Genomic DNA, 23306 nt, shown 5'->3' with positions numbered 1-23306 from the left:
CCCATGACCGGCGGCGCCCATCTCACTCTGCGCATGGGCGCGGTGGCGGCCACGCCTGCGCCGGCGGCGGTGATCGACAGCCTGGTGGAGGCCCAGGTGAACGAGTCGACCCGCGGGCGCGGCGGTTTCCAGCTCCGCTTCACCTATGCCGAGGACTCGGAGATGGGTCGCGAAGTCGTGCGCGGCACCCTCTTCGAACCGCCGGGCCGGGTCATCATCTCCGTCACCCTGGGTGGCCGCGAGCAAGTGCTGGCCGACGGTGTCATCACCCGCCAGGACTTCGCCCCGGCGAACGAGGCCGGCCAGGCGACCCTCAGCCTCACCGGCACCGACGTCAGCCAGATGATGGACCTCTTCGATCTCTCGGCGATCCCCATGCCGCCCATGCCGCCCTTCGGCCGGGTCGCCTTTCTGCTCGCCAAATACGCCATGTACGGCGTCATCCCGGCGGCCACGCCCAGCATCCTGCTGATGGCACCCAATCCGCTGGAATACCTGCCGATCCAGCGGGAGACCGACTACGCCTACATCAACCGCCTGGCGCGGGAGGCCGGCTACGTCTTTTACGTCTCCGCCGGGCCGGAGCCCGGCATGAACATCGCCTACTGGGGCCCGGAGGTGAAAATCGGCCCGACGCAGTCGCCGCTCAAGGTCAACATGGACGGCGACAGCAACGTCGAGTCCTTCAGCGTCAGCTACGACGGCATGAAGAAGGACCTCTACGTCCTGCTCTATTACAACGATCTGGCGCGCTTTCCCATCCCGATCCCGATCCCGGGCATCGACCCGCTGAACCCGCCGCTAGGGCCGCGGCCGCCGATCCCCCTCGGCCTCAAGCTGCTGAACCGGCGCGACCCTGACCGCGAGTCCAACGAGGAAGAGGAAGAGGCGGACACGGCGAACTTCGACCTCGCCCGCACCGCCGCAAAAGGCCTGGCGGCCGCCGCGCGCAACGCCGATGTGGTGGGCGCATCCGGCTCCCTGGACGTGCAGCGCTACGGCGAGGTGATGCGCGCGCGGCGCCTGGTGCGCGTGCTCGGTGCCGGCGATCTCTACAGCGGCAACTACTACGTCGACAGCGTCTCCAGCACCCTGAAACCCGGCTCCTTCAAGCAGAGCTTCCGTCTGAGCCGCAACGCGCGGGGAACCTTCTGATGGTGCGCAACAGATATCGTGGAGGGAGCCCATGGCGGTAGCACGGCGCTTTTACGGCAAGTACCGCGGCACCGTCGCGCAGAACGTCGACCCCATGCTGCGCGGGCGCATCCAGTGTCTGGTGCCGGACGTCCTGGGCGTCACTCCCAGCGGCTGGGCGGTACCCTGCTTCCCCTTCGCCGGCCCGCAGATGGGCGCCGTCGCCATTCCCATGATCGGCTCCGGCGTCTGGGTGGAATTCGAGCAGGGCGACCCGGAAAAACCGATCTGGTCCGGCGGCTGGTTCGGTAACACCGCCGAAGTGCCGGCCCTGGCCCTGGCCTCGCCGCCCGGCGTCTCCAACGTGGTGGTGCAGACGCTGGGTCAGAACAGCCTGATGATGAGCGACGTACCCGGGCCCACGGGCGGCATCCTGCTGAAGAGCATGACCGGCGCGCTGATCTCCATCAACGACGTCGGCATCACCCTGTCCAACGGGCGCGGCGCCACCATCGCCATGCTCGGCAACACCGTCACCGTCAACCAGGGCGCCCTGGTGGTGATCTAGGGCGCGCGAGAGGAAGGAGAGAGATATGCCCGGTCCCCTGCTGCATCTCGGTGCGGGTGTCTCCTGCCCCCATGCCGCCCCGTCGCAGGCGGCGCCGGGTTCGCCGCGGGTGCTGCTCGGCGGCCAGCCTGCGGCCTCTATGACCGATCTCTGGACCGTCGCCGGCTGTCCCTTTCAGATCCCCGTCGGCGCCGGCACCAAGCCGCAGCCCTGCGTCAAGATCCAGTGGACCGTCCCGGCAGCCCGCGTGCTGATCAACGGCAGCCCCGCCGTGCTCGCCACCAGCGCCGGCATCGGCCAGAGCGTGGAGCAGATTCCCCAAGGACCGGCGGTGATCCAGGCGGTGCAGCCGAGAGTGACCGGAATATGAGCCACGTCGACTTCCCCTACCGCATCGACGCCCGGGGCGGGACGGCCCGCACCGACGAGAACGACTATGTCCGCGATCTCATCGAGCAGCTTCTGTTCACCGCGCCGGGCGAGCGGGTCAACCGGCCGGACTTCGGCAGCGCGGTCATGCAGCTTGTCTTCGCGCCCAACAACGAGACCCTGGCCGCGACCACGGAGTCGACGGTCAAGGCCGCTCTGCAACAGTGGATCGCCGACGTCGCCGAGGTGGAGACGATCCGCGTGACCTCCGACGATACGAAGCTGCAGCTCGAGGTCTCCTACCGCGTCAAGCGCAGCGGCGAGCGGCGCACCACCCGTTTGGAGCGCGCGCTATGAGCGACCGGCGCTACCACTGCGGCACGCCGCGCCGCCTCCAGCTCATTCGCGAGCAGGCGGCGATCAACGGCCTCGACTACCTGGAGATCGCCAGCGTCGATCAGCGGGTGCTGCGCGTCGTCTTCGCCCATCCGCTGCCGGGCGAGCCCGGCGAGATTCCGTCCGCGCCGCCGACGCTCGTCGCCGGCAACTTCCGCATCGACGGCGGCGAGCGCACCCGCGGCATCCGGGTCGAAGATCTGACCGTCAACGGCAACGAGGCCCTGGTCACCGTCGACAAGGCCGGCGATTTCTCGACCTACAAGCTGAGCCTGGTGGCCGATGCCACCCTGCCGGACTCCCTGCCGCCGCCGGGCTTCGATCCCTGGCTTGCCAGCATCGACTTTTCTTTCAAGGTCGAGTGTCCCAGCGACTTCGACTGCGCCCAGCCGGTGGTCTGCGACGAAGCGGCGCTGGCGGAGCCTGAGCTGAACTATCTCGCCAAGGATTACGAGAGCTTCCGGCGCCTGCTGTTGGACCGCATGGCGCTCCTGATGCCGGACTGGCAGGACCGCAGCCCGGCCGACGTGCAGGTCACGCTGGTGGAACTGCTGGCCTACCTCGGCGATCAGCTCAGCCAGTATCAGGACGCGGTGACCGGGGAGACCTATCTGCTGACCTCCCGACTGCGCCGTTCCGTCGCGCGCCATGTCCGTCCGCTGGACTACCACCTGCACGAAGGGGTCAACGCGCGCTGCTTCGTCCATGTCGCCGTGACCCCGGCCAGCGCCGCCGACGGTGCGACGCTTCCGGCCGCGAGCAAGCTGTTCACCGCCCTCATCGGCAAGCCGCCGGCCTTCGACCCGGCAGAGCTCGACGATGCGCTGGCGCAGCGGCCGACGGTCTTCGAGACCATGACCGATCTGGTGCTGCGTTCCGAACAGAACAGCATCCCGCTGCACACCTGGTCCGACGCCGATTGCTGCCTGCCCAAGGGCGCGACCCGGGCCTGGCTGCTGAACACGCCGGACCGTGGTCTGGCGGCGGGGGACCTGCTGGCCTTCGAGGAGATCGCCAGCCCCGAGACCGGTCTGGCTCAGGACGCCGACCCGGCCCGCCGCCATGTCGTGCGGCTGACCGGCACACGCCTCCTCCGCGACGACCTGGAGGGCGTGGACGTGCTGGAGGTGGACTGGGACCGGGCCGACGCCCTGCCCTTCCCGCTCTGCGTCTCCACCGAGGTGCTGGCCGTCGACGGCACGCCGCAGGTCGTTCAAACCGGCCTCGCGCGCGGCAACCTCGTCCCCGCCGACCACGGCCTCAGTCTCGGCGGCATCGCGCTGAACCCGCCGACGCCCTCGGCCGATCGCGTCTACGAACCGCAACTGCCGCGACTCTCCCTGGTGTTTCATGAACCCTTCGAGCCGGGCGCTGCCGTCGACGCACCGGCCGCCGACCTGCTGCTCCAGGATGCCCGCACCGCCCTGCCGGCCATCACCCTGAGCGACGGTACCGAAACCTGGTTCCCCAAGCTCGACCTGCTGCGCTCCGGGCGCTTCGACCCCCACTTCGTCGTCGAGCCGGAGCGCGACGGTAGCCTCCATCTGCGTTTCGGCAACGGCCGCTACGGCAAGGAACCGCCCACCGGAACGGCGCTGGTCGCCGAACTGCGCCAGGGCGGCGGGCCCGCCGGCAACATCGGCGCCGAAGCCTTGCAGCATGTCGCCAGTCTGCTCGATGGGATCGACGGCCTGCGGAACGTTCTGCCCGCAAGCGGCGGCCTGGCGGAAGAAAGCCTGCAGGAGGCCAAGGCCTTCGCGCCCTACGCCTATCGTCAGCAGCGCCGCGCCGTGATCGCCGAGGACTATGCCGCCGTCGCCGAAGAGGACGCGGACGTGCAGCAGGCCACTGCCGAACACCGCTGGTTCGGCTCCTGGTACACCGTGGTGGTGATCGTCGACGGGCGCGAAGGGCGCTTGGTGAGCGAAGACGCCACCTTCCGCCAGCGCCTGCTGGACCGCCTGGAGACCCGGCGCATGGCCGGCGTCGACCTACAGCTCCGCGATCCGCTGTTCCTCAACCTGGATCTCTATCTCACCGCCTGCGCCCGGCCCGATGTCTTTAACGCCGATGTCCGCGAGGCCCTGATCGACCGCTTTTCGAGCGGGCGCCGCCGCGACGGCCAGCTCGGCTTCTTCCATCCCGACAACATGACCTTTGGCAAGGCGCTCTATCTCAGCGAGATCCTCGCCGCGGCCATGGAGGTGGACGGCGTCGTTTCGGTGGAGATCGGGCATCTGCGGCCCTGGGGCCAGGAGGGCGTGAGCTATCTGCCGGCCGGCATCGTCGAGCCCGGCCAGGGCGAGGTGCTGCGCCTGGAGAACAATCCCAGCCTGCCGGAGCACGGCGTCTTCGACTGCGAGGTTCAAGGCGGACTATGACCGGATCGAGCGAACGACTAGCAAAGACGGCGGAAGCCTGCGGCTGCTGCGAGGACGAGCGCGCTCTGGTGCCGCGCCCCCGCGACAACCTGCCGGGACAGAGCCGCCTGGATCTGCGCGTCGGCACCCACGGCGCTTTCAAGGCAGCGATGCTGGCACGCCTGGGCCGCACCGGCGCGCTGCGCCGACTCACCCTGCGCCAGGACGACGACCCCACCATCGCCCTCATCGACGGCTGGGCCAGCGTCCTCGACATCCTCGCCTTCTATCAGGAGCAGATCGCCAATGAGGGCTATCTGCGCACCTCGGAGGAGCGCTTCTCCCTGCTGCAGCTCGCCGGCGGCATCGGCTACAAGCTGCACCCCGGTGTCGGCTCCAGCACTTATCTCGCGCTGGAGTGCGAGGTTACCCCCGCGACCCCGGAAGAGACCGTGGTGCCCGCCGGCACCCAGGTGCAAAGCACCCCGGCACCGGAGGAAACGGCGCAGATCTTCGAGACCAAGGAGGAGATCACCGCCCGCCCGGCCTGGAACGCTTTGCGCCCCCGCCTCTCCCGCGCGGTCAGCTTGCGGAGGGGCGTAAGGCGGATCTATCTGCAGGGCACGGCGACCGGGCTGGCGCCGGGCATGCCGCTGCTGATCCTGGCCGAGGACGCCGCCGACGATCCGGCGAATGCACGCTTCGACCTGCGTTGGATCAAGGCCGTCGAGACCTTCGAGCCACCGCGCCCCGACGATCCTCGCCCTGCCCACACTCTGGTGCATCTCGACCGCTCCATCCGCCGGCTGCGCCGCCGCGACAACGCCCAGGTCTATGCCTTGCGTCAGCGCGCCGCCGCCTTCGGCCACAACGCCATGGAGTGGTCCGATCTGCCGCTGCCGCTGCGCGTGGGCGAGCTGAATCCTCAGGACGGCTCCTTCCTCGCCGGACCCTATGCCAGCCGCAGCGGCAACTGGGCCCAGCACGCCTACAGCGCGTCCACCAGCCTGCTCTACCTGGACCAGGTCTATCAGCGCCTGGTGGCCGGAAGCTGGATCGCCATGACCGGCAAGGCCGGTGCGGCGCTCTATCAGGTGACCCAGGTCAAGCAGCGCACCCACAGCGACTACCTGATCTCCGCCAAGGTCTCGCGGCTGGGCATTTCCGGCAGCGGCATCGACGCCTTTTCGCCGCGCACCCTGAATGTCTGGTGCGAGAGCGAGCTCCTGGCCCTGGCCGAGCGGCCGGTGACCGGCAGCGTCGATGGCGACCGGGTGGTCCTCAACACCCTGGCGGAGGGCCTCACCAAGGGCCGCTGGGTGGCGGTCACCGGCACCTCCGCCGACGACGGCAGCGAGGTCGGCGAGGTCGTGCAGATCAAATCCATCAGCGCGACCTCCGGCGGCCGCACCCGTCTGCAGTTCGAGACGGCGCTGAAACATCGCTACGAGCGGCTCTCAACCGCCATCAACGCCAACGTGGTGGCCGCCGATCTGGGTGCGGCCCGCGGCGAGATTCTCGGCGACGGGGACGCCTCGATGCCGTTCCAGCGCTTCAGGCTGCAGTCCACTCCCCTGACCTACGTCTCCGCCAAGACGGCGACCGGAGCGGAGTCGACCCTGAAGCTCCGCGTCGACGGGCAGCTTTGGGAGGAGGTGGAGAGCTTCTACGGCCACGGTCCGGGCGAACGCATCTATACCGTGACCCATGACGAGGACGGCGCAGCGACGATCCAGTTCGGCGATGGGGTCCGCAGCGGTGCCCGTCCCGCCTCCGGGACCGCCAACATCACCGCCAGCCTGCGCGTGGGCATCGGCACCGACGGCAACCTGCCGGCCAAGCGCATCGACCAACTGCTGACCCGGCCCCTGGGCGTGAAAGGGGTCATCAATCCGGTGGTTGCGGACGGCGCCGCCGATCCCGAGGAGATGGCCGATGCGCGTCGGAACGCGGCAACGCGGGTGCGCATGGTGGACCGCATCGTCTCCCTGCGCGACTACGAGGATTTCGCCTCCGGTTTCGCCGGCATCGGCAAGGCCCAGGCGCAGACCCTCTGGGCCGGCAAGCAGCGTCTCGTCCACGTCACCGTCGCCGGAGCAGAGGGCGCGACGGTGGAGCCGGGCACCACCCTTTACGACAACCTGCGCGATGCCATGGACTTGGCGCGCCATGCCGACGAACCGGTGCAACTCGACAGCTTCGCGCCCCGACTCTTCACGCTGAGAGCGGACCTCACCATTGCCGCCGACCTGCTGATCGACGACGTGCTGGCCGAGGCGCACCAGGCGCTGACAGAGGCCTTTTCCTTCGCCGAACGCGGCTTCGGCCAAGCGGTCAGCAAGAGCGAGGTCGTAGCCGTTCTGCATAGCGTGCCCGGCGTGCTCGGGATAATCGTCACCGCCTTGCACTTCTCCGACGAGGCGGCCTCGGTGAACGACGTGCTGCCGGCCAACCTCGCCCGCGTCGAGAACGGGCAACTCGAACTCGCCGAGCTCTTGCTGATCGACGGCGAGACCCTGGACCTCAGCGGAGCCTTCTGATGCCCCTCGACGACCAAAGCATCTATCGCCTGCTGCCGGCCATCCATCGCATCCGCGATGAGGAGGGCGATGGCGCGCTGAAGGCGCTGATTTCCGTCATCGCCGAACAGGCCGGCGTGATGGAAGAGGACGTCGCCGCCCTCTATCGCAACTGGTTCATCGAGACCTGTGACCCCTGGGTGGTCCCCTATATCGCCGACCTTCTGGGCGTGCGCACCACCAACGACCTGGAGGGCCTGCGCGCCCTGCCGCAACGCGCCTATGTCGCCAACACTCTGGCCTACCGGCGGCGCAAGGGCACCCTCTCGGTCCTCGAGGAGGTCACCCGCGACACCACCGGCTGGGTGAGCGTCGCCGCCGAGTTCTTCCAGGACCTGAGCGTCACCCAGCATATGAACCATGTGCGCGCCGCCAGGCTCGGCACGGCCGCGCTGCGCGATGCCGAACGCCTGGAGCTGATCGACAGCGCCTTCGACAGCGGTCCCCGTACCGTCGAGATGCGCCGCATCAGCGAGGGCGCCGGCCGCTACAACATCCCGAACATCGGTCTCTTCGTCTGGCGGGCGGAAGCCTTCATCCTGCCGATGACCGAAGCCCGCGCCACGGCAGGCGGGGCCGCCGGCCGCTATCATCTCGATCCGCTGCGTCGGGACCTCGCGCTTGCCAACACGCCGGAAGCCGAGACCGGCATCGAAAGCCTGGCCCGCGAGGAGCACACGCCGAGCCTGCTGCGTGCCCTGGCGCTCTACGAAGAGCTTGAGGCAAGACGCCAGGCCATCGCCGACGGCGAGGCGCCGCCGCCACCGGTTTTCATGACCGAAGAACCGCCCTTCGACATCTGGCTGCGCCCGACCGCGGGCGATCCGCTGGAGCGGGTGCCAGCGGAGCAGGTCATGATCTGCCACCTGGGCGACCTGGCCTCCGACCCCAACGACTGGCGCCGCCCGCCGGGTTCCGTCAGCCTCTCGCCCAGCGACGGCGGGGCTCCCGTCATCCTGCCGATCCGCATCGGCATCGACCCGGCGCGCGGCCGCCTCGCCTTCCCGGCCGGCGAGGATGTCGCTGAGTTGCGGGTCACCCATGCATACCTCGGCATCGGCGATCTCGGCGGCGGGCCCTACGACCGCAGCGAGTCCATCGAGACTGCCTTGGGCGGCCGTGGCGTGGACTGGCAGGCCATGGTGACCCGCGCCGTACCGGCCGACGGCGCCACCATCTTCGATACGCTCACCGCAGCGGTGGCCGCCTGGAATGCCTTGCCCACGGGTCAGGTTGGCGTCATCGCCGTGGCCGACAATGCGGCCTTCGAGGAATCGCTGACCGGCGCCGACCGCATCCTGGTTCCGGAGGGCAGCCTGCTGCTCATCGCCGCGGCGGACTGGCCGGCGATCCCGGTGGAAGGCGGCGCCCCTGGTGAGACCATCCGGCCTCTCGGCCTGCTGGAGCCAAGCGATTTGCGGCCCGCCCTGATCGGCGACCTGGAAGTGCGCGGCACCGCACCGGCCGGCAGCCTGACCCCCGGCAACCTGGCGCTCGACGGCCTGCTTATCAGCGGCACGATCATCGTCGATGCCGCGCCGGGCGAAGGGCTCGGCTGCCTGCGGCTTGCCCACCTCTGCCAGATCCCCGCCGACGGCGGTCTCTCGATTGCCGCCGGCAACGAACAGATGGCCCTGGAGGTCGAGCGCGCGAGGCTCGGACCGACGGTCGCCGCTGCCACCATTCGCGCCATGACGGCCACCGACTCCCTGATCGACGACGGCGGCGCGCCGCGCGCCCTCTCGCTGCCCGGCGGTGCGGTCTCGCTGTCACGCTGTACCTTGCTCGGCAGCGCCGATGTCGAGCGCATCGATGCCAGCAACGCCATCTTCACGGCGCCGGCCATCGCCCAGCGGCTGCAGGTCGGCTGCCTGCGCTTTTCCTATGTTGCCCCCGGGTCGAGCCTGCCGCGGCGTTACCGCTGCCAGCCGGATCTGGCCCTGAAGGACGCCCCGGCGGGCGAAGCGGACCGCATTCGCGCCGAGATCGTGCCCTCTTTTCTCTCCGAACAGCCGGAGCACTACGGCTACGGCCTTCTGGCAGCCCTCTGCCCCCGGGAGATCAGCGAGGGCGCCGACGACGGCTCGGCCATGGGGGCCTACGGATTTCTCATGCAACCACAGCGGCGGGCAAACGTCGCGGTCGCCCTCGACGAGTACCTGCGCTTCGGTCTCGAAGCCGGGCTCATCGAGGCGACATGACTCACGTCGAAACGCAACGGACGTGAAGCAGTAGGAGCGAACGATGTACGGCGATTTCAGCAGGCTGACTTTCGACCGCAGGCGGCACGACCGCGGCGTCCTCGGCTTTCAGGGCCGCCTGGTCCTGGACCAGGACCTGAACAAGCAGTGGCAGATCGCGGACTACCTGCGCGGCCGCCATACCGGCGACATCGTCGGGCCCTGTGGCGCGCCGACCCTCGACCCCGGTTTCGCAATCAGCGTTTCCGGCGGCGATCTCTTGGCTTCGGCCGGACGCTTCTACGTGCATGGCGTGCTCTGCGAGAACGAAGCCCAGGTCGACCTCACCGCCCAGCCGCATCTGCCCGCCGACGCGCCCATCGTGCGCCTGCCCGACGGCAGCGACGTGACTCTTGGGGCCGCTCCCGCCGGCCAGTACTTCGCCGTGCTCGACCGCTGGACCCGCCTGATGACACCGCTGCAGGAACCGGACCTGAAGGAGATCGCCCTCGGCGGGCCCGATACCGCCGGGGCCGCCCGCACCATCTGGCAGGTCCGCCTGGTTGCGGCCGGGCCGCTGGGCGCCAACGTCAACTGCCTCAGCGAACCGCCGGCCTGGCAGGATCTCGTGGCCGGGCCCGACGGCACCTTCCGCGCCCGCGCGCAACCCAGCACCAATGACGCCGGCCCCTGCGTGGTGGAGGCCGGCGCCGGCTACCGCCGCGTCTCCAACCAGCTCTACCGGGTCGAGGTGCATCAAGGCGGCCCCGTCGGCACGGCGACCTTCAAGTGGTCGCGGGAGAACGGCTCGGTGGCCACCACCTGGCTCGGCACCGACGGCAGCAACCTGATGGTCGAGAGCCTGGGCCGCGACCGCGCCACTGGCTTCGCCCCCGGCGACTGGGTCGAACTGCGTGACGACGACCTCGCCCTTCAAGGCCTGCCCGGCACCCTGGTGCGGGTGGTCACCGCCCGCGACAACATCCTGACCGTCGATCCCTTGAGCGCCGACGGCAGCATCGACATCGCCGACTTCGGCGCCAATCCCATCGTGCGCCGCTGGGACAGCGACGGCGCCCAGACCATCGCCGTGCCCGGCGGCAACGACGGCTACATTCCGCTGGAAGACGGGGTCGAGATCGGTTTCGAGGCCGGCACGACCTACCGCGCCGGCGACTACGTGATGATCCCGGCGCGTTACGAGACCAACGACATCGAGTGGCCGGAAGATCCGGTGAGCGGCGATCTCCTGCGCCTGCCGCCGCACGGCATCCACCACGCCTATTGCAAGCTGGCCCTGCTGACCAACGACGGTGGTTGGAGTCTGCTGAGCGACTGCCGCGATCTCTTCCCGCCGCTGACCCAGCTTGTCACCATGGACTACCTCGGCGGCAGCGGTCAGGAGGCCGCCCCCGATCCGCTGAACCCCAACACCCTGGTGCCTCTGGGCGCCCCCCTGCAGGTCGGCGTCTCCCGCGGCACAGCCCCGTTGGCCGGCCAGCCGGTGCGCTTTTCCGTCGCGCAAGGCAACGGCCGTCTGACCGGCAACGTCGCCGTCGCGACGGTGCAGACCAACGCCGCCGGCGTGGCCAGCGTCAACTGGTCGCTGGACAGCGGCACAGCCGAACAGCGGGTGGTGGCCGAACTGCTGGACCCCGCCAGCAACCGCCGCCACCTGCCCATCACCTTCAGCGCCAACCTGAGCCGTGCCGAAGACGTTTCCTTCGATCCCTCCAACTGCCCGCCGCTGGCCGGCTCCACTGACGTGCAGAGCGCCATCGACACTCTCTGCCAGTTGGGCCAGGGCGGCTGTGCCACCTATGTGGTGACGGAAGGGACCGACTGGGTCGCCCTGCTCAACAGCCTGCAGCCCGGCGAGAGCGCGCACATCTGTTTCCGCCGTGGGTTCTTCGGCACCACCGGCGCGGTGGAGCTGCGCGACCTCGGCCATATCACCATCAGCGGCTGCGGCGAAGGCAGCCTGATCATGGTCAATCGGGCCGAGCGCGCCATCGAGGCCATCAACTGCGCCAGCTTCACGCTGCGCGAGATCGCGATCTCCGCCCCGGACGGCGGCAGCGCCCTGCCGCACTTTCGCCATCTCAACGGTACGGTGACGGCCACCGGCTGCCGCGATGTGGAGATCAGCGACACGGTGATCACCTGCGGTGCCAGCGCGCGTCTCGAGCGCAGTTGCATCACCGTGCGTCCCGACGGCTTCGACCGCAGCGCGCGGCCGACGCCGCTGCGCTCCGTGCGGATCGTCAACAACCGTCTGGTCGTCGGCTACGGCCAGATCGGCCTGCTGGTCACCGACGCCGGGCGCACCCAGATCCGCGACAACGACATCGCGGTGGCGCCGCGCCCGAACACCCTCACCTTCGAGCGCTTGCTGGAAGACCCGGCACGCCGCAAGCGTATGGCCGGCCGGCTGGTGCGCGGAGCCCTGATCGAGGGCCGCGGTGGCGCCGGGCGCGCCAAGATGCTGCGCGCCGGGCGCTACACGGCGACGATCCGCTCGGCCGTACCGGAAAGCGAATGGCGCAAGCTGATGGCGGACAACCCGCCGAGCGATGCGCAGAAGGCCACGGCACCCGCCTATCAGCGCTACGTCGAGGGCTTGATCGCCCGGGCAGCCAAGCAGCCAAACAGTCTGCCCAGCTATGAACGCCAACTGAACGACCTGCGACGGGCCATCGGCGATCCGGAGTTCAACCGCCTGAACCAGGCAGTGAAGACCGGGTTGTTGTTCAGCGGCAGCGTTCAGGTCCGGAGCTTCGAGGAGATCTCAGAGGAGCAGCGCAGCAACACCCTGGTGATCGACGATCGGCGCATCGAGTTCGACTCCCCTCTGTCCAATGCCGACTGGGCCGCCGTCGCCAGGGCGCAGCCGCCGGGCAGTCTGCGCTCCGACAACGACCTGCTGCGCTATGCCAAGGCTGCGGCAGAACGCATGGTGCGGGAGCCCGCCTTCCGCAACCGCTTCCCGACGGCACTGGCCTGGTTCGACCGCCTGAGGCTCAACAATCCCTCCGCCGGTTACCAGGGCATCGTCTGTGGCGGCCGGACGCTGACCAATGCCGAAGTCTCGGGAAACCGGGTCACCGGGTTTTTGGAGGGCATTCACATCGGGCTCAGCCACGTGGGCGCCACCAGCCAGCAGTTCGATCAGGCGGGCATGATCACGGTGGAGAACAACAGCCTCTATCTGCGGGTCCCCATCGACCGCCAGGGCGGCCGCTACGGCCTTTTCGTCGGCAACGCCCGGCGTGTCAGGATCGCCGGCAACACGCTGACCTTCGCCAACGCCCTTCCGGACCCCGACCGCGACTTCTATCACGAGGGCATTCGCGTCTGGGGTCACCTCGGCCCCTTCATGATCGTCAAGGAGAACTACATCGCCCTCGGCGACGGCACCGGCATCCTGGTGCGTCACGCCGACACGCTGCCCACGCGTCAAAGCGTGCAGTGGCTGGCCGCCGACAACATGGCCGAAGGCGTCGGTCCCACCAAGGTCGTGGACGCCCCGACCACCGTGACCCGGCGCAACAACAAGCCTGCTTAGCTGCCGGGCGCCGAGACCAAGGACCGTTGTCTTAAAGGGCTAGGAATGCTGGCCGCAATCCACCGAATCGTGGTCCGGCGACTTGCCTGAGAGCGGCGCCTGAGACATAATGAACCCACTTCAACACGGATACTGGGTATCGGTCAGTTAGTGGTCGTTAGGCACAAGTCTTTCGATTTTTGACCTGGGGTTCGAGTCCCCGTTGAGGTTTTGAGGCGAGGCGACACACGGCTCGCCTCTTTCATTTTCGGGCTTCGTGGATTGTGCCAGGCGTCGCGCCGTCACGACCCGAAATCGAGATCCATCCACAGCGGGCGGTGGTCGGAGCCGTTGGCGGCTTCGTCGATCCAGCAGCGCCGAACTCTTGGCGCCAGGCTGCCGGAGACGAAGATGTGGTCGATCCGGGCTTCGTGGTTGGGATGGCTGGAGGCATCGGTACGGCCGTTGCCCGCCATGTCCCAGGCATCGACCAGGCCTTCGGGGCTGTAGAGCCGCCCGTGATGCGCCGCGTTGGGCCCGAGGAAGCGGTCGTACTCCAGCGTCTCCGGCTCGAAGTTGAGGTCGCCGGCCAACACGACCTCCCGCGGCATGGGCAGCGCCCCGCCCTCGGTCCAGCCGGAGGCCGGATTGGGGTGGTTGCCGCACCAGGCGCCGCCCTCGGCCGGTGCGCGTTCGAGAATGTCGAGGATCGCTTCGATCTGCGGCAGCCGAGTCTCAGGGCTCAGATGGCTCAGATGCACCGAGTAGACCCGGATCGCCGCGCCGTCCTGCGGTGCGATCACCGCCTCCAGCAGACCCTGCTGAATGCTGTGCTGGTTGATCAGCGCGCGTTTCGGCAGCGGGAAGTTGCGCGACGAGAGGATCGGCCGGCGTGAGAGGATCATGGTGCCGAACTGGCGGCGCCGGTTCACCAGTTCGCCGGTTCCGTTGTGATAACTGGCATCGACATCCAGGTTGGCGCCGTAGACCCAGTAGTAGGACCCCAGCAGGCGCGCCAGTTCCGCCGGCTGGTCCACCATGCCGGAGCGCTGCCAGAAGCGCTCGACCTCCTGCAGGGCGATGACGTCCGCCTCGGCCACCTCCTGGGCGATACGGGCGAGGTCGTAGCGGCCGTCCTCGCCGAGACCGTATTGGATATTGTAGGTGACGATCTTCATGCGGCCGCGCCTTCGGCAGAGGGACTGACGGTCACCGCCAGCACCTCGTGGTCGGAGATGGCGCGGCCCTGGGCGTCCACCGCCGGGATCACCTCGGGCGCCGCCGCCGTGAGACCGCGCGTGAAGAACCAGTCGATCTTGATGTGTGGCGGGCGCGGCGTGCCGTCGGGGCGGGTCCGGGTCGTCGGCACCTCGGGTCGGTTGCAGGCAAGCCAGTCATAGCCGCGCCGGCGCGCCAACTCGAACATCGGCTCGAAGGGCTCCGGCGACAGGAAGCGCTCCGGGGTCTCCTGCGCCAGGCACTCCCGCAGCTCCGCATAGTCCGGGTCGAGGCGATCCAGGGTGTTGGTGTTGAAGTCGCCGCCGATGATTGCCGGGGCGCCGGGCGCATAGACATCGATGGCATCGAGGAGCACACCCATCTGCTCGGCGCGGTGCTCCGGGCCCGAGTGGCTTTCGAAGTGAACGGCCGCCACCGTGACCGGCGTACCCGCCAGATCGACGGCGGCGAGGACGGCGATCCGGCCGCCGATCCGCACTTCCCCCTTGAAGCGTTTGCGCCACCAGTAGCCGCTGCGTTCCAGCCGCAGCAAGGCCGGACGCTGCAGCGGACGCGCCGACAGCAGCCCGCCGCCGTGCAGACCGCGTTCGTTTGCCTCATCTTTGTGCCAGACCCGCTCCCGGTCGTCGCCCAGGCTCATCTCGATGAACTCGGTGCCGAAGGCATAGCTCTGGCCCAGCAGAGCCGCGATCTCGCGCAGGCTGTGGCGCTGGCCCGAACGGGCCATGCCGATGTCCAGCTCCGACAGCAGACAGACGTCGGCTTCGAGCGCGCGCAGCAGCGTAGCGGCCTCCTCGACGTACTTGCCGCGCTCCAGGTTCCAGGAAACGATCCGCAGAGTAGTTTTGGCGTCGACCGACACCTCACCTTCCCGCACCTCGATCTGGCGCAGCAGGGGCCAGGAGTCGAACAGCGCCCGGTGTTCCGCCGGATCGGCCGGACGGTCCAGGTAGCCCCGGCGCTCCGCCACGCTTGGGCCGTCGAGCTCCCTCACGCAGTCGAAGGACAGCCGCTCATCGGCGCTCAGTCCATCGGGCCGCAGCAACAAGGCGTCGTCAGGCACGCTTCTTGGTCTCCTCGGCCAGGGCGGCGTGCACGTCGGGAAGACGGTCCTCGCTGGCGCCGTCGAAGACCAACGTGTCCTCAGGCGCGAAATGCAGGCGGACTTCCTGTTCGGCGCTGCGGCGCGGCACGGAGCCCGCCTCGAGAACCCGCAGGTCGCCCAGCGGCGTTTTCACCAGATAAAGGATCTCCCGGCCCATAGGCTCGATCCCGTCGATGCGCCCGGGAAGGCCCTGGTCGGCGAACTGCAGATGCTCCGGGCGCAGGCCCACGGTCACCACGCCCCGCGCCTCGCCCAACAACGCCAGCACGCTGTCGCCCAGGCTGACGGCGTTCCCCGTGGCATTGCCGGACAGCGTATTGATGGGCGGCGCGCCGATGAAGGAGGCGACGAAGAGACTGTTGGGGCGGCGGTAGAGGTCCTCCGGCGCGCCGATCTGTTCGACCCGTCCCCGGGACATACAGATGATGCGGTCGGCCATGGTGGTCGCTTCGATCTGGTCGTGGGTCACCAGGATCGTGGTGACGCCGGTCCGCCGCTGCAGCGCGCGGATCTCCGTGCGCATGGAAAGGCGCAGGGTGGCATCGAGATTGGACAGCGGCTCGTCGAGCAGCAGCAGTTGCGGCGACTTCACCAGCGCCCGCGCCAGGGCGACGCGCTGCTGCTGGCCGCCGGAGAGTTGGCTTGGGCGGCGCTCCAGGAACTCCTCGACCTGAACCAGCCGCGCCGTCTCCTCCACCATCTCCGGCGCCCGGCCGGCGGGGATATCCTTGAACTTCAGGGGAAAGAGGATGTTCTCGCGCACCGTCATGTGCGGATAGAGGGCGTAGGACTGGAAGACGATGCCGACGTTGCGGTCCTTGGCCTCGACCTCGTTGACGACATGGCCGTCGAACTTCATCTCGCCGCCGGTGGGGGCATAGATCCCCGCCAGCATGAACAGCGTTGTGGACTTGCCGCAACCAGACGGCCCCAGGATGGCCACGAACTCCCCGTCGTCGATGGTCAGATCCGTCGGCTCGACGGCGACCACGTCGCCCCAGGCCTTGGTGATGTTGTCCAGTTCGATCCGTGCCATGCGCGGTTATCCCTTCACACCGCCGATGTTGAGTTGGGTCAGGTACTTCTGGAAGAACAGATAGAGGAAGAGACTCGGCATGACGTAGAACACGCCCACTGCCGCCACGATGCCGTAGTCCACTCCCATGATGTCGTCGGCCACCCAGAACAGATAGAGGCTCATCATCCAGTTGGACTTCTCGATCAGGAGGGTCCGGACGAAGACATACTCCTCCCAGCCCTTGATGAAGGAGAAGACGGCGATGGCGATCAGCCCCACCCGCACCTGCGGCAGCACCACCTTGAAAAAGGCCTGACGGCGGGAGGCGCCGTCAGTCATGGCGCTCATCTCGATGTCCCAGGGCACGCCGTCGAAGAAGCCCTTCATGATGAAGATGGAAAACGGCAGCTCCAGGGTGACGATGACCAGCAGCACGCCGAAGACGGTGTCGATCAGCCCGGTCCAGAACATGATCAGGAAGATCGGGATGATCAGGGTCATGGCCGGGAAGGCGTGGAGCACCAGCAGGCTCTGCAGAAAGCTGGCGCGGCCGGGAAAGGAAAAGCGCGAGAGATAGTAGCCGGCGAAGGTGGAGACGGTGGAGACGATCACCGTCTGGCTGAGCGCCAGCAGCAGCGAATTGCCGAAGGCCGACCAGACGCTGGGGAACTGCGTTCCCACCCCGGCCGTGCCCTGGCGTGAGGGCAGCTCCGCGACGATGTCGCGCACCCACAAGAAGCGGTAGTTCTCGAGGTGCAGCCGCGGCCCCACCAGCACAGCGATCAAGCCAAAGGCGACGGCGACGATGACGAGGCTGCCCCAGGTCTTTGTGCGTCTGGTGGCGGCGAAGGTGCGGACCAGGGCGATGGCGATCACCGCGGGAATCAGCACCGAGACGGCCTGCCAGAGCAGCGAGGAGGCGACGCCGCCGCTCTTGGCGGAGAAGGAGATGGCCACCATCCAGAAATAAGGCAGCAGCACCGGCAGGGTGGTCGCCACCAGGAACGCGATCAATGCGCTCTGGGAGAGCAGCCGGCGGCGCCGAGCGCGCTGGGCGAGATCGTCCCAATCGGTCTGAGAGAGAGCGCTTACGACGGCCATGTCACTGCACCTCGATGCGCGGCTGCTGGAGCAGGCGCTTCATGTCCATGAAGCGCCACATCAGAAGCGCCGCGGCGATGCCGATGACCACCAGCACCAGGGCCAGCGCCGCGCCATAGGCATACTGGCCGTGCTCGAAGGCGCGCTGGTAGACGTAGAGCGCGTAGACCGTGGTGTCGAAGAAGGGGCCGCCGTTGGTGATCAGCCAGATGTACTCGAAGCTCACCAGCAGCGAGAGCGTCTGGTAGACGGTGATGAAGGACAGCGGCCAGCGGATCGCCGGCAGGATCACGTGCCAGACGATGTGCAGCCCGCCGGCCCCATCGGCCCGCGCGGCGAAGAAGAGATGCTCGGGGATAGAACGGATCGCCGAGGTGAAGATGATCATCCCCATGGACGCGCCGATGAAGCCGTTGGCCAGGATGATCAGCATCATCGGGTGGTCGTTCATCATGTCGTAGACTTCGAAGCCGAAGGCCCCGTTGATGAACTGGTTCAGGAGGCCGCGTTCGGTGGGGTCGACCACCCAGGCCCAGAGCAGCGCGTAGACCACCGAGGGGCTCATCCGCGGCAGCAGCCAAACGGCGCGGAAGAAGCTGCCGACCCGGTCCGGGATCGCCGTCGTGGTGAGCGCCAGCACCAGGCCGAAGGTGACATTGAAGATGGCGAGCGTGCCCAGCACGTAGATGAAGGTCAGTCCCAGGGCCATGGAAAGCCGCCGGTCGCCACCCAGCATGCGCTCGAAGTTCTTGGTGGTGAACTCCTTGACCTGCAGGGTCTGGCCCATGTCGGTGAAGGCGATGGCGATATCGACGATCACCGGGAAGACGAAGAACAGCGCCAGGAGCACCAGGGCGGGGCCCAGGAAGAGGGCGAAGTTCGCCATCTGCCGCGATCGCTGTGACGGAGCGAAGGTCGTCATTGGTCGTGCTTTGGCCTTGCCGGGCAAATCCGGAAGCAGGAGGGGCCCCGGCCGGAGGAACGCCCTCCGGCCGATGGCACCCCGGTGCGGTCGGGCCTAGTTGCCGCCGACGATGATCACCTCATCGCCCAATTCGGCTTCAAGCTCCTCGACGACGAAGGCGGCCCCGTCCTCCGGCGACAGGCGGCCGGTCTCGACGCCCTGGATGCCCTTGTAGACGATGGCGTTGTACGGGCCGATCTTCGCGTGGTTGGGCATGAAGGTCGCATAGGGCAGCAGCCGCGCCCCGGCCCTGAGCGCCCAGCCGTCCTCGACGAACTCCGGCATGGAGGCCTGGCCGAACTTGATCGGCGTGTGGCCGCTGGAGACGGCGTGCTTGGTGTTGGGCACGTGCTGGGAGGCAAGCGCGACCAGCATGGCGGCCAGGTCCTTATGCTCCGACTTGTCGCTGACCACATAGATGATCGGGTGCGACAGGTTGGCCGGACGCCCGCCCTGCTTCTCGGCCGGGCTGTGCAGCCAGCCCAGTTCCTTGAAGTAGGTTTCCTCGGTGAGCTCCATGATCTTGAGCTGCTTCGGCACGTTCCAGATGCCGTGGAACTTCATGAAGCTCTCGCGGCCGCGGAAGGCCTGGTGCACCGAGTCCCAGGACCAGGAGGTCATGTTCTTCGGCAGGGCGCCCTTGTCCACGGCGTACTTCAGCCAGGTGAAGAAGTTGGCCAGCTTGGCCTCGTCCATCTTCAGCTTGCCGGTGGCGGAGTCCGAAAGCTCAATGCCGAAGGAGGCCATGAGCATCTGAAAATCCGGGCCAACGTTGGGGCGGTGGACGAAACCGTGCTTGGCCGCACCCTTCTCCACCACTTCAGCGGCCAGATCGGCCAGGTCATAGAGGGTGAACTGCCCCTCTTCCACCGCGGCGGGGAGGCCCTCGATGAAGTCGTTCGACTTGCCGATCTTGCGCAGCATCTCCTTGTTGTAGAAGAACATGCGAATCTCGGAGTCCTGCGGGATGCCGTAGCGCTGGCCCTTGTAGGACACCGATTCCCAGAGCACCGGGATCATGTCGGAATAAAGATCCGGGTTAGACTCGATGTGCTGCTCCATGTTCATCGCATAGCCGGCCTCGACAAAGGCGCCGATCCATTCGTGGGCGGCGACGTAGATGTCAGGGCCCTTGTCGGCGGCGAAAGCCTTCATCACGTCGAGGGCGTCGGCATCGAAACCCTTGGCGTTGTTCTCGTGCACTTCGACGGAGACTTTGATCTCGCTGCCGGCGGCCGCCAGCATCTTGTTCATGGTCTCCGCCGCGCCGACGATGTTGCCGGCGCGCATCGGGCCGGAGCGGTCGGCCCGGGCCCAGAGTTTTATGGTCACGTCCTCGGCGAAAGCCTCCGCCGCGGCGAAGCTGGTCGGCAACGCCAAGGTCGCGGCAAGGACGGTAATCTTGATCGATTTGAGGAAGCTCATCCTTCATACCCCCCGTGATGGGTCGTTGCAGCGGCTGATGGGTCTAAGCGAGGGGAGACCCGGGGCGCGCGCAGCAACCCAGGACCATCGCCTCTCCGTTCGTTCACTCTAAGGGCCATCGCGGCACCTTGTATGAAACTTTTATTATTTCATTTTGAATTAATTAATATACTTGATCGCCCTGCCGGGTTCCAGTAGATTTCGACTCTTAATCGATTCTTTCTATATCAATGACTTAACGTCATAGGACGCCTGCTCCGTGAACGCCGGCACCAATTTAGAACAGGCCAAAGACTACAACCGCCGCGTGATTTTCGACGCGGTGCGCCAGCACGGTCCGACCACCCGGGCCGAGCTTGCCCGCATGACCGGGCTCGCCGCGCAGACCATCTCCTCCATCACCAATGCCCTGCGCGAACTGGGCCTGATCCGCCTCGGCGAACGGCGCAAGGGCCTGCGCGGCCAGCCGGCGGTGGAACTGGAGGTGGACCCGGAGGGCGGCTGCACCATCGGCCTCAACCTGGACCGCGACGGCATGACCATGGTGCTGGTCGATCTGGCCGGGACCATCCGCGAACGCACGACCCGGCGTCTCAACTACCCCACCCCGGACCAGATCCGCGATCTGGCGGCCCCGGAACTCAGCCGGCTGCTGGCACCGGTCGGTGCCTTGCGCGAGCGGGTTCTGGGTCTGGGGGTCGCCTTCCCCGGCCGCTTCCGGCGCGGCGAAAAGGGCATTCATGCGCCGGCGAACTTCACCGCCTGGCACGGGCTCGACATCAACGCCCTGCTGTCGGAGGTGACGGGCCTAGAGACCTGGGTCGAGAACGACGGCAATGCCGCCGCCCTGGGCGAGTTGCTCTACGGGGCCGGGCGCGGCCGCTCTTCTTTCTTCCTGCTCTACATCGGCGCCGGCGTCGGCGGCGGACTGATCGTCAACGGCCAGCCCTACCTCGGGGCCTCGCGCAACGTTGCAGAGGCCAGCCGCATGCCCCTGCCCGGCGGCGCCAAGGACTTCGATGCCGGCGGTCGCCTCACCCACGCGGTCTCGTTGTACAACCTGTTCCGCCGCCTGGAAGCGGCGGGCATCGCCGTCGACCGGCCGAAGGACCTGACAAGGTTGCTGCAGGAGGAGAACCCGGAACTGCTGCGCTGGCTGGAGGACAGCGCGGAGGCCCTGGGCTTCGCCATGGCATCGATCCAGTTCCTACTCGATACCGAGGCCATCGTACTCGGCGGCCGGCTTCCGGACGCAGTGCTCACCGATCTGCTGGCCCGCACCAACCGCCACCTCGACGAGTGGTTTTCGGACCAGCCGAACCCACCCCTGCTGCTGAAGTCCAGCCTCGCCCGGGACGCCACGGTGCTGGGTGCCGCGGCCCTGCCGCTCCACGCGCGCCTCCACCCCTCCCCCGAAACCGTCTGGATCAAGAGCCCCGAGCCGGTCGCCGCGCGATAGTCGCATTGGGGGTCCGTCTTTTCGGCCTCTCCACACGATCATCTGCCCGTCCGAGTGATTCCTTTACCGCCGCTTTGCGTAGAACATGCGTAAGGGCTTCACGGTGCGGCACTCTCCTGTGAAAACACGCAGTCTCATCCTGATCCTGGGCGATCAGCTCTCTCCCGCGATCTCCTCCCTCAAGGCGGCAGACCGGCAGTGCGACCGGTTGCTCATGGTCGAGGTGGCCGAAGAGGCGACCTACGTCCGCCACCACAGGAAAAAGATCGCCTTTCTGTTCTCCGCCATGCGCCATCACGCCGCAGCGCTGCGGGACGCCGGCTGGCAGGTCGACTATTTGCAGTTCGACGCGGCGGAGAACACCGGCTCCTTCACCGGCGAGGTCGCGCGCGCAGTTCGCCGCCTCAGGCCCCAGCGCGTGGTCGTCACCGAACCGGGCGAGTGGCGGGTCCGTGCGGCGATGGACCGCTGGCCGGCTGAGCTCGGCCTGCCGGTGGAGATCCTGGACGACGTCCGCTTCCTCTGCTCCCGCGCCGCCTTCGCGGACTGGGCGGCCGGGCGCAAGCAGTTGCGCATGGAGTTCTTTTACCGCGAGATGCGCCGCAAGACCGGCCTGTTGATGGACGGCGAGCAACCCGAGGGCGGCAAGTGGAACTTCGATGCGCAGAACCGCAAGCCCGCCAAGGCCGATCTCTTCATCCCGCAACCCCACCGGGTCGAACCCGATGCGATCACAAAAGAAGTACTGACCCTTGTCGGCGCCCGTTTCGGCGATCACTTCGGCGACCTCACGCCTTTCTGGTTCGCCGTCACCGCCAGCGAAGCCGAAGCCGCCCTCGACCACTTCATCGAGCGGGCCCTCCCCTCCTTCGGCGACTACCAGGACGCCATGCTGGCGGACCAACGCTTCCTCTACCACTCGGTGCTGTCGCTCTACATCAACGCCGGCCTGCTCGACCCCTTGGCGGTCTGCCGCCGCGTGGAAGCGGCCTACCGGGCGGGGCAAGCGCCCCTCAACGCGGCAGAAGGCTTCATCCGGCAGATCATCGGCTGGCGCGAGTACGTGCGCGGACTCTACTGGCTGAAGATGCCCGGCTATGTCGAAGAGAACTTCTTCGCAGCCGACCGCCCACTGCCGGACTTCTACTGGACCGCCGACACGCAGATGGCCTGCCTCAAGGCGGCCATCACCCAGACCAGGGAAGAGGCCTATGCCCACCACATCCAGCGCCTCATGGTCACCGGCAACTTCGCCATGCTGGCCGGCATCAACCCGAAACAGGTCCACGAGTGGTATCTCGCGGTCTATGCCGATGCCTACGAGTGGGTCGAGCTGCCCAACACCCTGGGCATGAGCCAGTTCGCCGACGGCGGCCTCTTGGGCTCCAAGCCCTATGCGGCCAGCGGCAACTACATCAACAGGATGTCCGACTACTGCGGGCGCTGCCCCTACGACGTGAAACAGAAGACCGGTGAGAGGGCCTGCCCCTTCAACCCGCTCTACTGGGACTTTCTCGTGCGCAACGAAGACAGGCTGCGCGGCAACCCGCGCCTCGCCCAGGTTTATCGCACCTGGGACCGCATGAGCGAGGAGAAGCAGCGGGACTACCGCGAAAGCGCGGCGGGGATTTTGGCCAAACTTAAGTAAGGCAAATCATCGCGCGATCCGGACAGGGCTTCCCGGCGGCAGCCGCCTGACCGCCGCCGAGAGAAAAGTTCATCCGCTCCTCAGAGCCTGACCCAAAACCACGTCTTGTCCGCCAAAGGGTTCCGGCTCTCCAGCCTCCCAAACCGTCATTGCCGGGCTTGTTCCGGCAATCCATCGAAGTCCGGGTCTCGCTCCCTCCATGGACCCTCGGGACAAG

16 protein-coding genes are annotated in these 23306 nt (G+C 67.6%); 10 read left to right on the top strand and 6 right to left on the bottom strand.

The features are described 5' to 3' along the window. Nucleotides 1-3: 3 nt before the first annotated feature. The 8 genes from Q0996_RS16100 to Q0996_RS16065 are packed head-to-tail and all read left to right on the top strand — an operon-like array spanning nucleotide 4 to nucleotide 13151. The gene (locus Q0996_RS16100; protein ID WP_299621902.1) at nucleotides 4-1155 is read left to right on the top strand and encodes a hypothetical protein; all 1152 of its coding nucleotides are present in this window, start codon (nucleotides 4-6) and stop codon (nucleotides 1153-1155) included. Between the two features lie 31 nt (nucleotides 1156-1186). Further along, nucleotides 1187-1702, top strand: coding sequence for a phage baseplate assembly protein V (locus tag Q0996_RS16095; RefSeq protein WP_299621900.1), 516 nt, complete (start codon nucleotides 1187-1189; stop codon nucleotides 1700-1702). A gap of 25 nt (nucleotides 1703-1727) precedes the next feature. After that, complete coding sequence (locus Q0996_RS16090; RefSeq protein ID WP_299621897.1) at nucleotides 1728-2072, top strand: hypothetical protein; 345 nt, start codon at nucleotides 1728-1730, stop codon at nucleotides 2070-2072. Further along, nucleotides 2069-2428, top strand: a complete 360-nt coding sequence (locus Q0996_RS16085) for a GPW/gp25 family protein (protein WP_299621894.1) — start codon at nucleotides 2069-2071, stop codon at nucleotides 2426-2428. The genes Q0996_RS16090 and Q0996_RS16085 overlap by 4 nt, the downstream gene beginning before the upstream one ends. Further along, complete coding sequence (locus tag Q0996_RS16080) at nucleotides 2425-4848, top strand: putative baseplate assembly protein (RefSeq protein WP_299621892.1); 2424 nt, start codon at nucleotides 2425-2427, stop codon at nucleotides 4846-4848. Before Q0996_RS16085 ends, Q0996_RS16080 begins: the two co-directional genes overlap by 4 nt. Continuing rightward, complete coding sequence (locus tag Q0996_RS16075; protein ID WP_299621889.1) at nucleotides 4845-7367, top strand: putative baseplate assembly protein; 2523 nt, start codon at nucleotides 4845-4847, stop codon at nucleotides 7365-7367. Before Q0996_RS16080 ends, Q0996_RS16075 begins: the two co-directional genes overlap by 4 nt. After that, nucleotides 7367-9607, top strand: coding sequence for a hypothetical protein (locus tag Q0996_RS16070; protein WP_299621887.1), 2241 nt, complete (start codon nucleotides 7367-7369; stop codon nucleotides 9605-9607). The genes Q0996_RS16075 and Q0996_RS16070 overlap by 1 nt, the downstream gene beginning before the upstream one ends. Before the next feature lie 43 nt (nucleotides 9608-9650). Beyond that, nucleotides 9651-13151, top strand: a complete 3501-nt coding sequence (locus tag Q0996_RS16065; protein WP_299621884.1) for a DUF6519 domain-containing protein — start codon at nucleotides 9651-9653, stop codon at nucleotides 13149-13151. 281 nt (nucleotides 13152-13432) lie between these two features. On the opposite strand, the gene Q0996_RS16060 is transcribed toward Q0996_RS16065, so the two are convergent. From Q0996_RS16060 to Q0996_RS16035, 6 genes are all read right to left on the bottom strand, one after another. Then, on the bottom strand, nucleotides 13433-14308 hold the full coding sequence (locus tag Q0996_RS16060; protein WP_299621881.1) for an endonuclease/exonuclease/phosphatase family protein: 876 nt from the start codon (nucleotides 14306-14308) through the stop codon (nucleotides 13433-13435). Next, the gene (locus Q0996_RS16055; RefSeq protein ID WP_299621879.1) at nucleotides 14305-15432 is read right to left on the bottom strand and encodes an endonuclease/exonuclease/phosphatase family protein; all 1128 of its coding nucleotides are present in this window, start codon (nucleotides 15430-15432) and stop codon (nucleotides 14305-14307) included. Before Q0996_RS16055 ends, Q0996_RS16060 begins: the two co-directional genes overlap by 4 nt. After that, nucleotides 15425-16510, bottom strand: a complete 1086-nt coding sequence (locus Q0996_RS16050; protein ID WP_299621876.1) for an ABC transporter ATP-binding protein — start codon at nucleotides 16508-16510, stop codon at nucleotides 15425-15427. The genes Q0996_RS16055 and Q0996_RS16050 overlap by 8 nt, the downstream gene beginning before the upstream one ends. 6 nt (nucleotides 16511-16516) lie before the next feature. Continuing rightward, on the bottom strand, nucleotides 16517-17593 hold the full coding sequence (locus Q0996_RS16045; RefSeq protein ID WP_299621874.1) for a carbohydrate ABC transporter permease: 1077 nt from the start codon (nucleotides 17591-17593) through the stop codon (nucleotides 16517-16519). 1 nt (nucleotide 17594) lies between these two features. Continuing rightward, a complete protein-coding gene (locus Q0996_RS16040; protein WP_299621871.1) occupies nucleotides 17595-18479 on the bottom strand; it encodes a carbohydrate ABC transporter permease in 885 nt (294 codons plus the stop codon). Between the two features lie 132 nt (nucleotides 18480-18611). After that, nucleotides 18612-19982, bottom strand: coding sequence for an ABC transporter substrate-binding protein (locus Q0996_RS16035; protein WP_299621869.1), 1371 nt, complete (start codon nucleotides 19980-19982; stop codon nucleotides 18612-18614). Between the two features lie 259 nt (nucleotides 19983-20241). Here Q0996_RS16035 and Q0996_RS16030 point away from each other — a divergent pair, with 259 nt between their 5' ends. Together Q0996_RS16030 and Q0996_RS16025 are read left to right on the top strand one after the other, a co-directional pair. Beyond that, nucleotides 20242-21441 (top strand): ROK family transcriptional regulator, encoded by a 1200-nt coding sequence (locus Q0996_RS16030; RefSeq protein WP_299621867.1) that lies wholly within the window; start codon nucleotides 20242-20244, stop codon nucleotides 21439-21441. A gap of 118 nt (nucleotides 21442-21559) precedes the next feature. Continuing rightward, the gene (locus tag Q0996_RS16025; RefSeq protein WP_322096730.1) at nucleotides 21560-23089 is read left to right on the top strand and encodes a cryptochrome/photolyase family protein; all 1530 of its coding nucleotides are present in this window, start codon (nucleotides 21560-21562) and stop codon (nucleotides 23087-23089) included. Nucleotides 23090-23306 lie beyond the last annotated feature (217 nt).

This window comes from Pelagibius sp., assembly GCF_028289705.1.
GTDB lineage: Bacteria > Pseudomonadota > Alphaproteobacteria > Kiloniellales > Kiloniellaceae > Pelagibius.
The sequence above is the reverse complement of the archived record's forward strand: the minus strand, read 5'-3'. Positions and strand labels throughout refer to the sequence as shown.